The organism is Pseudonocardia sp. Cha107L01 (genome assembly GCF_052566575.1).
In genome coordinates, this window is the sequence record NZ_CP199579.1 from 7,682,677 (window position 1) to 7,696,877 (window position 14,201).

The window sequence follows — 14,201 nt, forward strand, 5'->3', positions numbered from 1 at the left end:
TCAGTCCTCTCCAGGGGTCGGGTCGGTGGGCGGTTCCGGTGCCAGCGCGGTCAGCGCGGCGAGCACCTCAGTGGTCGGTGCCGTGCCGTGCCCGTTGACCGGGCCGGCGGGCGTGGTGGAGGTCCCCGTCGCGGCCGCGGCCGCGGCCGGGGCTTGGGCGGCGGCGTTGGCGGCGTGGTCGAAGAACCGGAGCAGCTCGACCGGGAACGGCATGACCAGGGTGCTGTTCTTCTCGGCGGCGACGTCGACCACGGTCTGCAGCAGCCGAAGCTGCAGCGCACCGGGGGTGTCGCCCATTGCCCTGGCGGCCTCGGCCAGCTTGGCCGACGCCTGGAACTCACCATCCGCGGCGATGATCCGGGCGCGGCGTTCCCGCTCGGCCTCGGCCTGCCGCGACATCGAGCGCTTCATGCCCTCCGGCAGCGCCACGTCCTTCACTTCGACCCGCTCGATGTGCAGGCCCCAGGGCCCCTCGGTGGGTCCGTCGATGACCGTCTGCAGCTCGGCGTTGATCCCGTCCCGGTCCGACAGCAGGGTGTCCAGGTCGGCCCGGCCGATCACGGCACGCAGTGATGTCTGGGACACCTGGGACACGGCCTGCGGGTAGTTCTCCACGTTCAGGATGGCCTTGACCGGGTCGATCACCCGGAAGTAGACGACGGCGTCCACGGTCAACGTCACGTTGTCCCGGGTGATGGCGCCCTGGGCCGGGATTCCCATCACCACGGTGCGCAGCGATACCTTGGTCATCTTGTCGGCGAACGGAATGATCAGGTGCAGGCCCGGCCCCCGGATCGTCGGGGAGAGCCGGCCGAACCGCAGCACGACACCCTTTTCGTACTGCTGGACCAGGCGAACACTGGCCCCCAGCAACAGTGCCACCAGGACGACAATTACCGGAACAATAAAGCCAGCCATGATTTCCTCAAACCCGCGATGCGCGGGAAATATGTGCCGACGCTCGACCGAAAATGGTCAGCGCCGTCAACAATTACGGCACGGGACGCGCCGGCGAGATATTTACGCGGCCGCCACAGGTGCACCGGGACGGGCGCCGGACGCGGCCAGCAGATCGGCCGGGCTGTCCGTGTTGCCCCGTGCCGAGGCCGTCGCCAGCGCCGCGTGAGCGGTGTCCTCGGTGGCCTCCGGCGGCACCACGAGCAGGGTGACCCGGTGGTCGCGGCCCAGCACGTCCACCGTGTCCGCGTTCTGCGAGCGGTATCCGGCGAGGTGCACCGCGGCACCGTCGATGTGCAGGATGCGGACGGTGACGCCCCAGGTAGCCAGGTTGTAGCTGACCCGCTCAACGCGTCCCAGCGCCTTGGGCAGTGCCGCGAGCAGGGCCGGGATCTCGTCGGCGAGGTCCCGCGAACCGGGCCACCAGGCGCCGTCGACGAAGCCGGTCGCGGATGAGCGGGCCTCGACCCCGGGCTTGAGCGCCAGCCTCGTGGTGATCGGGTCCTGGACGGTGCTGCTGTTCGAGGCCGACATCATGCCGGTTCCACCATTCTCAGTCGCGCGGCGACCGATTTTGGATACCCGAAAACGGCGCGGATTTGACCACCAGCGCACGAAATGCTCTCGGTAGCGCCAACTATACGCTGCCGAGGCTCTTACGCGGAACCGGGCAACTTGTGACATACCGACGCCCGCTCCTCGGGGTAGACACACGGAGCGGGCGTCGGCCGGCGCGGCCGGATCGCGGAGATTTGGTTCAGCGCACCTTTTCCGGAATGTGGTCGAGCGCATGCAGGACCTTCACCGCGAGGTTGCGCGCAGCCTTGTCGCCGAGCTTCTTCTCGTTCTCGTTGATCGTCGCCAGGACGAGTTGGACCCGTCGGTCATAGGGCGAGAGAGTCTGGGTGTCGTTACTCATTGTCACATTCCTTGACCGGTGGCGAGCCACCGGCGTCGTCTCTCATCGGGGACGACGCGGGCTTGAGCGCCCGCATGCGAGTTGCTCCCAACGGCCCTGACCCTACGCCCTGTCCGGGCCGTTGAGACCCCGGTGACGGGCGAAACCGCCGAACTTGTGACCCGGCGGCGGACGTCCCGGCGCGGTGCCACCGAAGGATCAGTCCGAACTTGCGGCGGCGCCGAGTACCGCGTCGGGACTGAGCGTCCGATCGGTGAGTTCGCGGGCCACCTCGGCCAGCCGCCGCCGGTTGCTCCTCGCGTACCTGCGGAGCATGTCGAACGAGCGGTCCATGCTCGTGCCCGAGTGTTGGGCGAGCACCCCCTTGGCCTGCTCGATGACAACCCGGCTGGTCAGCGCCCCCTGCAACTGCTCGTTGAGCACCTCGGTGCGCCGGATCGCCCGCTCCTGCAGGATTCCGATCGTGGCGACGTCGGCCAGCGCCTGGCCGAGCGTCAGCAAGGTGGCGGGCATCGAGCTGGGCTGGCGGTGCCACAGGTTCAGGGCGCCGACGGCTTCGCCGCGCAGACGCAGCGGCACCGCGTGGACCGCGCGGAACAGCGGCCGGCGCATGGCGGCGGCGACGAACACCGGCCAGCGCGACGCCTCCCGCGCCAGGTCCGGCACGGTCACCGAGGCGGCCTGGCGGAAACAGTCCAGGCAGGGCCCCTGGTCGCTCTGCAGCTGCATCAGCTCGGTCAGCTCGGCATCCTCGCTCGACGCCGCGACCACCCGCAGCTGCCCGTGCGGATCGGCCAGCATGATGCCCCCGGCGTCGGCGTCGAGCAGCTCGACACTGTGGTCGACCAACCTGGTCAGCAGTTCAATGACGTCGTAATCGTCGACCAGGGTGTCGGCCAGCGAGACGAATGCCTTGGCCAACGACTGTTCGCGGCTGTCCTGCTGGCTCACAGCTCCCACCTCGTCATCACTACTTCATCTCCTCGGTGAACCGCAGCCGCCTGGCCACGACGTCGCGCGCGACGTCGATGAGCAGCCGCTGTTCGGCAAACGCATGGGCCCGCATGCGGGCCAGGGCCTCGGTCGCGCTGACCTCCAGCTGCATCAGCACCATGCCGGTGGCCTGGTGAATCTCCGCGCGGCTGGCCACCAGGTGGCCCAGCCAGCGCTCATCGCCCCTGGCGGAGCCGGCGGGGTCGGTACGCAGGGTGAGCATCATCAACGCCGCCGTGTCCGCGCCGCGGAGGGCGTCTCGCTGTTGGTCATGGCTGAGTCCCACGGGTACCCGTCGATACAGATCCAGAACACCGAGGTTTGTGGTTCCCCACTGCAACGGCAACGCAAACAATGCGCGCACCTCGGTCTGTTCGACAACGGCCGCGGCGAAGATGGGCCAGCGCACTACCTCGGTGCTGTGGTGCAGGTCGCTGACCAGGACCGGCCGCCCGGTGGTTGCCGCCTCGATGCACGCGCCCTCGTTGAGGCTGAACTGCAGATCCTCCAGGCGCTCGGCGGTGGCGTCGGTGGCGTGCAGTGTCTGCCGGGCCACGCTGGTAGTCAGCACCGACATTGCCGCCCCGTCCACATCCAGCCCGTCCACACACGCCCGACAGATCAACTCGGCCAGTGCGTAGTCGTCCGCGACGTCCCTGGCGATCCCCAGCAGGGCCTGGGTGACGGCCCCGTACTCAGACATCGCACAAGAGGACACCGCACAAGAGGACATCGCGCTCGGGGAGAGCTCGCCCGGTTGCAGCACAGCCGGGCAGGGTCGAGCCGCCACCGAACGCGTCCACCGCCACAGCCAGTCCCGTCTGTGCTTGTTCCCGGACACGGAGCGCGACAGGGTCTGGATCGGGCGCCGACGACGAGCGTCGAACACTACCCGCTCGCTGCACTGTTCAGCTGACGCGACCCGGCGCCGCGGCCGGGCGCAGCGGCAGCCGGAGCTGGAAGGCGCCGCCGGGCTGGCCGGGCAGGTAGGCCAGCTCGCCGCCGTGCGCCCTGGCCAGCGCCCTGGCGATGGGCAGGCCGAGGCCGGCGCCGCCGGAGTCGCGGGCCCGCGCGTCGTCCAGCCGGACCAGCCGGTCGAAGATGCGCTCGCGGTCGCCGTCCGGGAGGCCGGGCCCCGAGTCCCGGACGGTGAGCAGGGCTTCGGTGTCGGTGTGTTCGACGGTGACGCCGACGGTGCCGCCGGCGGGGGTGTGCCGGCGGGCGTTGTCCAGCAGGTTGGTGACGATCTGGGTGATCCGGCCTTCGTCGACGTCCACCTCGGCGCCCCCGGGATCGGGGTCCGGGCTCAGCGAGACGGTCAACGTGGGCGCGAGCAGCTGGGCCCGCTGGGTCTCCTGGCCGGCGAGCGCGGCGAGGGCGCCGAGGTCGCGCGGCTCCAGTCGAAGGGGCAGCCCGCCCTCGATGCGGGCGAGCTCGAGCATCTCGGCCACCAGGTGAGTGGCCCGGCGGGTCTCCCGGACCATGGTGGTGGCGAGCTCCTCCCGGCGGGACAGCTCCAGGTCCGGATGCCGCACGAGCGTCTCGGCGAGACCCTGCATCCCGGTCAGCGGGGTGCGGAGCTCGTGGGCGGCGTCCGCGAGGAACCGCCGCAGTGTCGCCTCGGACCGGCGCGCGACGGCCTCCGCCGCCCGGGCCGCCGACGCCGCGGCCTCGGTGTCGGCCTGGGCGCTCTCCAGGGCGTCGAGCATGGTGTCGAACGCGGTGGCGGTGCGGCCCAGCTCGGTGCGGGAGTCCCTCGGCCGCAGTCGGTGGCCCCGGTCGCCGGCGGTGATCGCCTCGGCGAGACCGGTCATGGTGTCGAGCGGGCGGAGCGCGGCGCGCACCCCGACGAGCATCGCGATGGCCGCCAGCACGAGCCCGATGCCACCGACGACGACGATCAACAGCCGGAGCTGGGCCTGCACGTCGCTGACGCTCCGGTCGTCGGCGGTGAGCACGAGCTGCGTACCGTCCGGCAGCTGGAACACCTCCCGCGCCGCGGCAGCGCCCGGTCCGGACGCACTGACCTGCGCGTACGGTTCGCTGAACAGCGGACTGCCGTCGGCCTTCCGCAGCTCCGCGAGGACAGCCCGGTCGTGCAGCTGGTGCACCAGCTCATCGGGTGGTACGCCGTCCTGGATGAGCATGGTGGCGCGCTGGGCGTGCACCGACAGCTGGGCGTCGAGCTGGTGGTTCAGCTGCTGGCCCAGCACGACGTCGACCACGATGCCCACGCCGACCAAAAGCAGGGTGGCGACCGCGATGACCACGACCGTCACCCGCCAGCGCAGCGAGCTGGCGCGCAGCACCGCCCACCGGCACGGAGCCCGGCCGCCGATCATCGCGGTTCCGGCAGGCTGAGCCGGTAGCCGAGGCCGCGCACGGTGTGCACGATGCGCGGGCCCCGGCCCTCCAGCTTGCGGCGCAGCCCGCTGATGTGCACCTCGACGATGTTCGGGTCGTAGTCGTCGTAACCCCAGACCTGGGTCAGGATCTGGTTCTTGGTGACCGTGCGGCCGCGCTCCTCGAACAGGTAGCTGAGCAGCCGCAGCTCGGTGGCGGTCAGATCCAGTACCCCGCCGGCCCGGCTGACCGTGCCGGACTGTTCGTCGATGACCAGGTCGCCGTACTGGACGGCGGTGGGCACCCGGCCGCGGCGGCGCAGCACGGCCCGCACCCGGGAGACGAGCTCGGCGAGCAGGAACGGCTTGATGACGTAGTCGTCGGCGCCGCTGTCGAGACCACGCAGCCGGTCGTCGACCCCGTCCCGCGCGGTGAGCAGGATGACGGCCGCGTCGGTGTGCTCGCGGATCACCTCGAGCAGCCGGAAACCGTCCCGCCCAGGCAGCATGATGTCCAGGATCACCAGGTCGGGGCGGAACCCGGCCAGCACCTGCTCGAGGTCGCCGCCGTGCCCCCGGCCGCCGACGACGAAGCCACCGTCGACGAGCGCCTGCTCGACGGCGGCCCGGATCGTCGCCTCGTCCTCCACCACCAGAACCCTCGCGGATGCCGAGGGCCGGGTGGGCGGGTCGGTGGTCCCCATGGACGCCATCGTGCCGGGCCGGACCGCGGCGGACGCCACCACACCACCCGGTTCAGCCGCTAGGGGTGTCTGCCTGAACTGAACCTGAAGATCGGGCCCGGAACGCCGGGCGACTCATCGGGCGCACAGCTACCGGTCCAACTCTCGGAAGCAAGTTCGATCGCCGGCGGCCCCCCACCCCCGGCGCACTCCCGATCCGAGAGGACGACCCGAGATGCCCGAATCCAATCGGCTGCCGCCGCCTGACCGGCCGGTTCAGCCGGACAGTTCGCCCCGTCGGCGCGGACATTCCGCGACGGCGGTCGCCGCCGAGCCCTCGTCGCCGAGCCGTCCCGGGACCGCGGTCGACACCCCTCGCGACACCGCGCCGGGCTGGCCCGGCGGAACCCGGCGTACCGCACGCCGCCAGCGCACCGTCTGTGACCTGCTGGGCGCGCCGGCGATCGCCAGCGTGGTGGTCGTGGTGGCGCTGTGGGCGTACAACCAGGGCATCCAGAGCCTCTCGCTGGGCCTGGCCGGCTCGGACTCGTTCGGGCGGTTGGCCGGGCTGCTGGCGTCGGACCTGATGTTGCTGCAGGTCCTGCTGATGGCCCGCATCCCGTGGGTGGAGCGGGCCTGGGGGCACGACGTGCTCGCCCGCCGGCACCGGCTCCTGGGGATGGCGTCGTTCTGGTTCATGATGGCCCACGTCGTACTGATCACCGTCGAGTACGCGCAGCACGACGGCCTCTCGATCCTGGCGCAGCTGTGGCAGTTCCAGTTCGACCAGCGGGGTGTCCTGGTGGCCACGGTGGGCACGGTGCTGCTGATCATGGTCGTCGGGCTGTCGATCCGGGCGGCCCGGCGGCGGCTGCGGTACGAGTCGTGGCACCTGCTGCACCTCTACACCTACCTGGGGATGGGGCTGGCGCTGCCGCACCAGGTCTTCGCCGGCTCGGAGTTCAACAACTCCCTCCCCGCCCGGATCTACTGGTGGACGCTGTACGGCGCCGCGCTGGCGGCAGTGCTGGTCTTCCGCCTCGGGCTGCCCGGCTGGCGCTCGGCGTACCACCGACTCCGGGTTCTCGCCGTGGTACCCGAGGCGCCGGGTGTGGTGTCGGTGCTGATCAGGGGCCACCGGCTCGACCGGCTGCCCGCACGTGCCGGGCAGTTCTTCCTCTGGCGCTTCCTGGACGGCCCTGGGTGGACCCGGGCCAACCCGTACTCGCTGTCCGCGCAACCGAGTCGTGATCAGCTGCGGCTCACCGTGCAGGCGGTGGGCGACGGCAGCAACCGGGTCAGCCGGCTGAAACCCGGCACCCGGGTGCTGATCGAGGGGCCGTACGGCGCCCTGACCTCGGAACGGCGACGCAACCGCCGGGTACTGCTGATCGCCGCCGGCGTCGGCATCACCCCGATGCGGGCGCTGCTGGAGGAACTTCCCTACCACCACGGCGAGGCGACGCTACTCTACCGGGTTACCAAGCCGGACGGTGCGGTGTTCACCGACGAGCTCGCCGACCTCACCGCGAGCCGCGGTGTGCGGGTGCACTACCTGGCCGGGCCCCGGCGCCGCGCGGCGTCCTGGCTGCCCGCCGGGTCCGGCGCCGAACTGACCGACGCCGAGCACCTGAAACGGCTGGTGCCCGACGTCGCCGACCGCGACATCTGGCTCTGCGGGCCGTCACCGTGGATGGCCGCTGTCCGCGCCGCCGCCCGAGAGGCCGGGGTGCCCGCCGAACACCTGCATTCCGAGGACTTCGCCTGGTGACCCGTGCACCCGACCCGTCCAACCGACCCGTCCAACCGATCCCGCCCCAGTCCCGACCGGAGAACCTGACATGCGCCGATTAACCCTCTGGATCGTCTCCACCTTCGCCGCCCTGAGCATCCTCGTCAGCTACCAGCTCAGCCTTGGCGACGCACCCGACACCGGCCAACACGGCGACTGTGGATCGACCGCCGCCATCACGACGACTGCCACCATCACGACCGCCACGACCGGCTGACGAATGCCCATGATTGACAATGGCAACGCAAAGCGAGCCCATAGGAAACGTCCCTAAAGTCATTTATGTAAGGACGCAACAGCGTCACACCGAAGAAACTACGGAGATGACCGAAATGGCAAAGTTCGCACCGATTAACCCCCGCCGCCCGGCCCCCAAGCCCAAGGCCCCGGCGCACCCGCAGCCGCGGAGGTCGCCGCGGCGTTGAGCAACGGCGATCTCGTCAGACCCAGCACCGGGTGAGACCCGGTATCCGGATGGACACGGGGCCGGGGCCCGCGCACAGCGGGTCCCGGCCCGGTCCCGTGAAAGGTTCGGGGAACGACATCATGGACATCGCGGTCACCGCGCGGGCCACCCAACAGGACCTGCGCCAGGTCCTGGCCCGGTTCTGGCCGCTGGCCAGGCCGGACCGCGCCACCCTTACCGTCGCCACGCTACTCATGGTGGCCGCGGCCGCCGCCGACACGGCCGCGGTGTGGATGTTCAGCGACATCGTCGACGGACTGGCCGAGACCGGCAGCCTCGCGGCCTACTGGGCACCGGCCCGGTGGTGGATCGTCGCGGCCGTGATCGGCGGGGTGACCACGTTCGCCGGTTCCTATCTGACCGGAATGGCAACCGAGCGATTCCTATTGCGACTGCGCGACAATACATTCGCGCACCTGCAGCGGTTGAGCCCCGAATTCTTCGCCCGACACAGCCTCGGCGACCTGGTCGCCCGCCTTTCCGGTGATATCGACGCGATCGAGTCGATGGTGTCCTCCGGGCTGGTCCAGCTTGTCGTCTCGGGAATCTCCGTGCTGTTCTTCGCCGGTGCGATCTTCTATCTCCGCTGGGATCTCGCGCTGGTGGTGATGGCGCTCATGCCGCTGCTCATGCTGGCGACCCGGCGCTTCTCCCGGCGCCTCAACGCACTGTCGCGGGACGAGCGGGCCAGCAACGGCGCGATCACCGCACGGCTCGAGGAGAGCATCGCCACGATCGGGCTGAGCCAGGCGTACCGCACCGAGGACCTCCAGGGGCGGCGGCTGCACCACGACGGCCGGCGCTGGATGGGCATCCGGCTGGCGCAGAACCGGCTGTCCTCGCTGTACACCCCGTTGACGGATCTGCTGGAGACCGGGGCCGTCCTGGCGGTGCTCGGTTTGGGCGCCTGGGAGATCGCCGCCGGCCGGCTGACCATCGGCGGCCTTGTCGGTTTCGCCACCTACCTGGGGTTCCTGTTCGCTCCGCTGCAACGCCTGGGCGAGCTGGTGCTGACGGTCACCGCCGCCAGGGCCAGCAGCGACCGGCTCGCCGAGGTCCTCGACGCCGTCCCGCTGATCACCGACCCCGCGCCGGCGTCCAACGCCCGGACCGTGGACGCACCGGCGCGGCACGGGCTACTCAGCCTCTCCCGGGTCAGCTTCGACTACCCGGGTTCCCCCACCCCCGGGCTGCGGGACGTCTCCTTCACCGTCCGCCCAGGGGAGCTGGTGCTGGTCACCGGGCCGAGCGGTGCCGGCAAGTCCACGCTGACCCGGCTGCTGCCGCGCTACTACGACCCCACCGGCGGCGCGATCACCCTGGACGGCGTCGACCTGCGCGACTACTCCCTCGCCGCGCTGCGCCAGAGCCTCACCCTGCTCCCCCAGGAGATCACCATCCTCACCGGGACGGTGGCGGACAACATCGCCTACGGCAGCCCGCACGCCACCCCTGAGGCGGTCGCCGAGGCGGCCCGCGCCGCCGGGGCCGAGGAGTTCATCCGCCGACTGCCGAACGGGTTCGACACCCGGCTCGGGCACCGGGGGCCACAGCTGTCCGGCGGGCAGCGACAGCGGATCGCGCTGGCCCGCGCCTTCCTTCGGGACACCCCGCTGCTGGTGCTCGACGAGCCCACCACCGGCCTGGACAACCGTGCCGTCGCCGAGCTCGTGCCGACCCTGCGCACCCTCGCCCACGGCCGCGCCACCCTGCTGATCAGCCACGACCTGTCGCTCGCCGCACTGGCCGACACCGTCATCACCCTCGACCACGGCACCGTCAGCACCACCGCCACCGCCGAGGTCGTGAGTGCCTAGCATTGCCGACCGCTTCAAGCCTTGGGTCGCCCGCACAGACCGGCTACGGCCCGCACAGATGCTGCAGCGTCTGTGCGGACCGCGGCCGGTCTGTGCCGACCGGCTGCGGCTGGTCTGCGCGCTGCGGCTGGTCCGTGCGGGCGGACGGCGCGTATCCTTCGAGACAATCGATTGACTTGGAGGTGTGATGCTGCCCCCACGCTTCGAGATGCTGGTCGGGCTCTACGGCGACGAGCCCACCGGGCGCCTGCTGTCCGCCGAGGCGACGATCGACTCGTGGCTGCGGGTGGAGGCGGCGCTGGCGACCGCGCAGGGCGAGCTCGGTGTGCTGGCGCGGGAGGACTCGGCGGCCATCGTCGCGGCAGCCACCCTGGACAACATCGACGCCGAGCTGCTCTGGGAGCAGGCCCGCAACGTCGGCTATCCCATCCTGTCGCTGGTCCGGCAGATCGACGAGGCGCTGCCCGCCGCGCGGCGCGGCCACGTGCACTACGGCGCGACCACCCAGGACATCATGGACTCAGGGCTGGCCGTGCAGCTGGACGCGGCGGCGCGGCGGTTGGGCGAGCTGCTCGGCGACTTCGGCGACGCGCTGGCCGAGCTCGCCGAGCGCCACGTCGACACCGTCATCGCCGGCCGAACCCACGCCCTGCACGCGGTACCCACCACGTTCGGCGCGAAGATCGCCGGCTATCTCGGCGAACTGGCCCGGCACCGGGACCGGCTCGACGCGGCCCGCTCGCGCGTCGCGGTGGTGTCACTGTTCGGCGCCGGCGGTACCTCGGCGGCCTACGGCGAGCGGGCGGCCGCGCTGCGCGCCCGGGTCGCCGAGCTGCTCGGGCTGGCCGGCACCGATGTGCCGTGGCACGTCGCCCGGGACAACATCGCCGAGTTCGGCCTGGTCTGCGCTCTGCTCACGGCGAGCTGCGCGCGGTTCGCCCGCGAAGTGGTGGACCTGTCCCGCACCGAGATCGCCGAGGTCGCCGAGGTCGCCGGCCACCACCGGGGCGCCTCCTCCACGATGCCGCAGAAGATCAACCCGATCGGGTCCGAAGCGATCATCGGACTGTCCGCCACCACCGGGGCGCTCAGCTCGGCACTGTTCCGCATCATGGAGGCCGGTCACGAGCGGGCCGCCGGCGAATGGCAGGCGGAGTGGCAGGTACTTCCCCAGCTGATCAGCCTCAGCGCCGCCGCGCTCGCCACCGCCGCCGCCACCGCCACCGGCCTGCAGGTCTTCCCCGAGGCGATGCGCGCCAACCTCGACGTCGACGGCGGCCTCATCATGGCCGAGGCGTACATGATGCGGCTCGCCCCGCACCTGGGCCGGGAGCGCGCGCACGACGTCGTCTACCGGGCCGTCCAGGACTGCCGGCGCACCGGCGAACCACTCCACGCCACCCTCGCCCGAGCGCTCCCCGAACACCTGGCCGCCGGCGTGGACACCGACCTGGCACCGGAGGACTACGTCGGCCACCCACACGACACCGTGACCGCCGCACTCGCACTCTGGCGCGCGCGCCGAGCACCCACCCAACCCGACCCACGCTGAGCCAGCAACGCCGGGTCAGGGCCGCAGCGCTACCTCGGCCTCGATCTCCACCGGGAGGTTGAAGGGTAGCTCGGCGAGACCGACGGCGGAGCGGGCGTGGCTGCCGGCCGGTTCGCCCCACACCCGCAGGATCAGGTCGGAGAATCCGTTGATCACCGACGGCATCGCGACGAACCCGGGTGCCGCGTTGACCATTCCGAACACCCGCAGCCACGCGGTCACCCGGTCCAGGTCGCCGAGCTCGCGACGCAGGCTGGCCAGCATCGCCAACCCGGTGAGCCGGGCCGCCTCGTAGGCCTGCTCCGGGCTCACCTGGTCACCGACCTTGCCCAGTGGCGCGGCCAGCGAGCCGTCCGGGTTCAGCGGCCCGTGGCCGGACACGAACGCCCGGCTCCCGTGCACCCGGACCCACGGGAACGGCAGCTGCGCGCCGGGTGGGAGTTGCATCCGGTCGGGCAGCACCAGTCCAAGCTCGGCCAGCCGCTTCTCGATGCGCACCAGGAACCCCTTCGCGTCGGGTGTACTCCTCAACGGTAGCGAGCGGGCCTCCCGGGCCGCGCCGGCTCGGCCGCGCCGCCGCCCGGGGTGGCGTCACCGGGCTCGGCCGCGGCACCGGCCGGGGTGGCGTCACCGGGTGCGAGCGCGTCCCGGCGCAGCACCGCGAGCAGTTCCTCGTACGGCCCGACCAGGTACGCGTCGTCGCCGGCGCCGAACCGGGTGCCGCTGCGCGGCGGGTACTCCACGGTGCGGACACCGTCGGCCCCGGCCGCGCGGTGGATCGCCACCACCCTGGTCCGGGCGGACAGCTCACCCATCGCCAGCCCGTCCAGTCCGCCCCGGGGCGCGACCGCGAGCCGGCCGACCATGAACGGCGTGCGGTCGACGTAGAAGGTGCCGAGCACGTCGAGCCCGAGCGCCGCACCGACGAACCAGGGTGCGGCCAACGCCGCCGTCGAGCGCACGTAGCGGAAGTCGAAGCCGGCGCCGACCGTCTCACCGAGCTCACGGTCGAACACCCGCAGCACCACCGGCACACTGGCCCACCGGTCCCCGAGTTGGTCCCGCACCACCAGGCCGGTCTCGATGTTCACCAGGTCGCTGCTGGTCAGCACCGCGATAGCCGCCGCCGAACCGAGATTGACCTCGCCAAGCACGGTGGCGTCGGTGGCGTCGCCGGCCACCACCGGCACGCCCAGCTGCCGCGCTCTGGGCAGGAACCGGTTGTTCTCGTCCCGCTCCAGCACGACGACCTGGCGGCCCGCCGCGAGCAGACCCTCCAGCACCCGCACGCCGACCTCGCCCAGCCCGACCACGATGACGTGGCCCTTCATCGCGCCCACCCGGCGCTGCCCGAAGGACCGCTCGATGCGACTGCTCACCAGTAGCTGGGTGAGCAGCGCGAACCAGATCGCGGCGAGCACCACACCGAACATCATCAGCGCGATCGCGTAGGTCCGCAGCCAGGGCGCCTGCTCGGCGAACGAGAAATCCCCATAGCCGACGGTGGCGATGGTCTCGACGGTGAAGTAGATCGCGTCCAGCACCGTCATCGAAGCACCGTCGGGTTTGACGTAGCCCAGCCGCAGCACCAGCACCGAGACCGCGAACAGGACACCCAGCACGAGCAGCGTGGTGCGCAGCGGGCGGTCGGACTCGGCGGCCAGCGAGCGCAACAGCACGCGCAGCCCGGCCCGGCTACCCCGGTCCTCCTGTTCGACGGCGCGGGCGGCGCCGGCCCCGCGCGCACCACCGCCGTACCGGACCGGTGCGCTGGGCCGCAGCCTGGCGAGCACGTCGCCGCCGCCGTGCGCCGCGAACTGGTCGAGCGTGCCGATCGCGGTGACCCGGTCACCGGCCCGCACCGGGTGGTCCCGGCCGGGGCAGATCACCGGGTCGGCCGCCGGCTCCGCGCCACCCGTCGGGCCAGCCGCCGCGCCCCCCGCCGGAACACCCGCTGCGCCCCCCGCCGGACCGGACACCGGACCAGTCACTGCACCCCCCGGACCGGGCACCGGACCGGCGACCGCCGGACCGGGCACCTGACCGGCGACCGCGATCGGGGCCAGCGGTCCGTACAGCTCCCGCAGGGTGGCGTCGCGCGGCGCGATGAGCTGGGCCGCGACGAAAACCTGCCCGGCGAGCTCGATCGGGTGCGGCCGCGAGTCGAGGCAGGCCTCCACCACCGAGGGCGAGGCGAGCGCGGCGACGTCGAGCACGCTGCCCTCACCGATGACCTCGGCCAGCGCCCGGCCCACCGCCGAGTTGCCCATCCGGACGACGAGCCGCACATCGGGGCGCAACCTGCGCACCAGCAACGCGATCTCCATCGCCCGCAGGTCGTCGTCGGGCACGCAGACCACCGCCGCGGCACCGGCGATGCCCGCCTCGACCAGCGCTTCCTTCGGCCGGCCGGCGATCCGGGGCACTCCCCAGCCCGCCAGCAGCCGGTCGGTGAGCGGGTCGCTGTCCGGGCCGTCCGCGACCACCACCACGTCGACCCCGCTGGCATGGAGCTGCTCGACGGTGCGCAGGCCGACCCCGCGAACCCCGCACACCACAACGTGCCCGGTCGGTCCCTGTTGAGCTGACATCACGGCAGTGTCACCGGAGTGGGTCACACTTCGATGACGGCCGGGTGACGACAGGTCGCGGCGGGGTGCCCGGTACGCGGCTCCGACAG

The 14,201-nt window shown here is 71.8% G+C and carries 13 protein-coding genes; 4 read left to right on the forward strand and 9 right to left on the reverse strand.

Annotation, left to right across the window (positions count from 1 at the left end):
- The 7 genes from ACTXG6_RS36305 to ACTXG6_RS36335 all read right to left on the reverse strand — a co-directional run bounded on the left by ACTXG6_RS36305 (position 1) and on the right by ACTXG6_RS36335 (position 5,915).
- On the reverse strand, positions 1-918 hold the full coding sequence (locus ACTXG6_RS36305; RefSeq protein WP_445183845.1) for a slipin family protein: 918 nt from the start codon (positions 916-918) through the stop codon (positions 1-3).
- Positions 919-1,020: 102 nt separating this feature from the next.
- Positions 1,021-1,491, reverse strand: a complete 471-nt coding sequence (locus ACTXG6_RS36310) for a DUF5994 family protein (protein WP_445183846.1) — start codon at positions 1,489-1,491, stop codon at positions 1,021-1,023.
- Positions 1,492-1,714: 223 nt separating this feature from the next.
- The gene (locus tag ACTXG6_RS36315; protein WP_445183847.1) at positions 1,715-1,876 is read right to left on the reverse strand and encodes a DUF6307 family protein; all 162 of its coding nucleotides are present in this window, start codon (positions 1,874-1,876) and stop codon (positions 1,715-1,717) included.
- 198 nt (positions 1,877-2,074) lie between these two features.
- Entirely contained in the window at positions 2,075-2,827 is a 753-nt protein-coding gene (locus ACTXG6_RS36320) for a GAF and ANTAR domain-containing protein (RefSeq protein WP_445183848.1), read from the reverse strand.
- A gap of 19 nt (positions 2,828-2,846) precedes the next feature.
- Positions 2,847-3,572 (reverse strand): GAF and ANTAR domain-containing protein, encoded by a 726-nt coding sequence (locus ACTXG6_RS36325; protein ID WP_445183849.1) that lies wholly within the window; start codon positions 3,570-3,572, stop codon positions 2,847-2,849.
- A gap of 205 nt (positions 3,573-3,777) precedes the next feature.
- Positions 3,778-5,211: an ATP-binding protein gene (locus ACTXG6_RS36330; protein WP_445183850.1), complete on the reverse strand. Its 1,434-nt coding sequence runs from the start codon at positions 5,209-5,211 to the stop codon at positions 3,778-3,780.
- Positions 5,208-5,915 (reverse strand): response regulator transcription factor, encoded by a 708-nt coding sequence (locus tag ACTXG6_RS36335; RefSeq protein WP_445190195.1) that lies wholly within the window; start codon positions 5,913-5,915, stop codon positions 5,208-5,210. Before ACTXG6_RS36335 ends, ACTXG6_RS36330 begins: the two co-directional genes overlap by 4 nt.
- Before the next feature lie 214 nt (positions 5,916-6,129).
- On the opposite strand from ACTXG6_RS36335, the gene ACTXG6_RS36340 reads away from it, so the two are divergent.
- The 4 genes from ACTXG6_RS36340 to ACTXG6_RS36355 all read left to right on the forward strand — a co-directional run bounded on the left by ACTXG6_RS36340 (position 6,130) and on the right by ACTXG6_RS36355 (position 11,521).
- Positions 6,130-7,665, forward strand: coding sequence for a ferredoxin reductase family protein (locus ACTXG6_RS36340; RefSeq protein ID WP_445183851.1), 1,536 nt, complete (start codon positions 6,130-6,132; stop codon positions 7,663-7,665).
- Positions 7,666-7,735: 70 nt separating this feature from the next.
- On the forward strand, positions 7,736-7,903 hold the full coding sequence (locus ACTXG6_RS36345; RefSeq protein ID WP_445183852.1) for a hypothetical protein: 168 nt from the start codon (positions 7,736-7,738) through the stop codon (positions 7,901-7,903).
- Positions 7,904-8,232: 329 nt separating this feature from the next.
- Entirely contained in the window at positions 8,233-9,969 is a 1,737-nt protein-coding gene (locus ACTXG6_RS36350; protein WP_445183853.1) for an ABC transporter ATP-binding protein, read from the forward strand.
- A 187-nt stretch (positions 9,970-10,156) separates the two neighbouring features.
- On the forward strand, positions 10,157-11,521 hold the full coding sequence (locus tag ACTXG6_RS36355; RefSeq protein WP_445183854.1) for a class-II fumarase/aspartase family protein: 1,365 nt from the start codon (positions 10,157-10,159) through the stop codon (positions 11,519-11,521).
- Positions 11,522-11,536: 15 nt separating this feature from the next.
- On the opposite strand, the gene ACTXG6_RS36360 is transcribed toward ACTXG6_RS36355, so the two are convergent.
- Positions 11,537-12,019 carry a RidA family protein gene (locus ACTXG6_RS36360; RefSeq protein ID WP_445183855.1) on the reverse strand — a complete coding sequence of 161 codons (483 nt, stop codon included), beginning with the start codon at positions 12,017-12,019 and terminating at the stop codon, positions 11,537-11,539.
- 29 nt (positions 12,020-12,048) lie between these two features.
- Positions 12,049-14,112, reverse strand: coding sequence for a potassium channel family protein (locus ACTXG6_RS36365; RefSeq protein ID WP_445183856.1), 2,064 nt, complete (start codon positions 14,110-14,112; stop codon positions 12,049-12,051).
- Between the last annotated feature and the right edge of the window lie 89 nt (positions 14,113-14,201).

What these genes read in the sequence shown, in the direction of transcription:
- ACTXG6_RS36365 (WP_445183856.1), bottom strand. Translation starts at nt 14,112, where the DNA reads ATGTCAGCTCAACAGGGACCGACCGGGCACGTTGTGGTGTGCGGGGTT.
- ACTXG6_RS36340 (WP_445183851.1), top strand. Translation starts at nt 6,130, where the DNA reads ATGCCCGAATCCAATCGGCTGCCGCCGCCTGACCGGCCGGTTCAGCCG.
- ACTXG6_RS36350 (WP_445183853.1), top strand. Translation starts at nt 8,233, where the DNA reads ATGGACATCGCGGTCACCGCGCGGGCCACCCAACAGGACCTGCGCCAG.
- ACTXG6_RS36315 (WP_445183847.1), bottom strand. Translation starts at nt 1,876, where the DNA reads ATGAGTAACGACACCCAGACTCTCTCGCCCTATGACCGACGGGTCCAA.
- ACTXG6_RS36345 (WP_445183852.1), top strand. Translation starts at nt 7,736, where the DNA reads ATGCGCCGATTAACCCTCTGGATCGTCTCCACCTTCGCCGCCCTGAGC.
- ACTXG6_RS36305 (WP_445183845.1), bottom strand. Translation starts at nt 918, where the DNA reads ATGGCTGGCTTTATTGTTCCGGTAATTGTCGTCCTGGTGGCACTGTTG.
- ACTXG6_RS36325 (WP_445183849.1), bottom strand. Translation starts at nt 3,572, where the DNA reads ATGTCTGAGTACGGGGCCGTCACCCAGGCCCTGCTGGGGATCGCCAGG.
- ACTXG6_RS36355 (WP_445183854.1), top strand. Translation starts at nt 10,157, where the DNA reads ATGCTGCCCCCACGCTTCGAGATGCTGGTCGGGCTCTACGGCGACGAG.
- ACTXG6_RS36330 (WP_445183850.1), bottom strand. Translation starts at nt 5,211, where the DNA reads ATGATCGGCGGCCGGGCTCCGTGCCGGTGGGCGGTGCTGCGCGCCAGC.
- ACTXG6_RS36310 (WP_445183846.1), bottom strand. Translation starts at nt 1,491, where the DNA reads ATGTCGGCCTCGAACAGCAGCACCGTCCAGGACCCGATCACCACGAGG.
- ACTXG6_RS36335 (WP_445190195.1), bottom strand. Translation starts at nt 5,915, where the DNA reads ATGGGGACCACCGACCCGCCCACCCGGCCCTCGGCATCCGCGAGGGTT.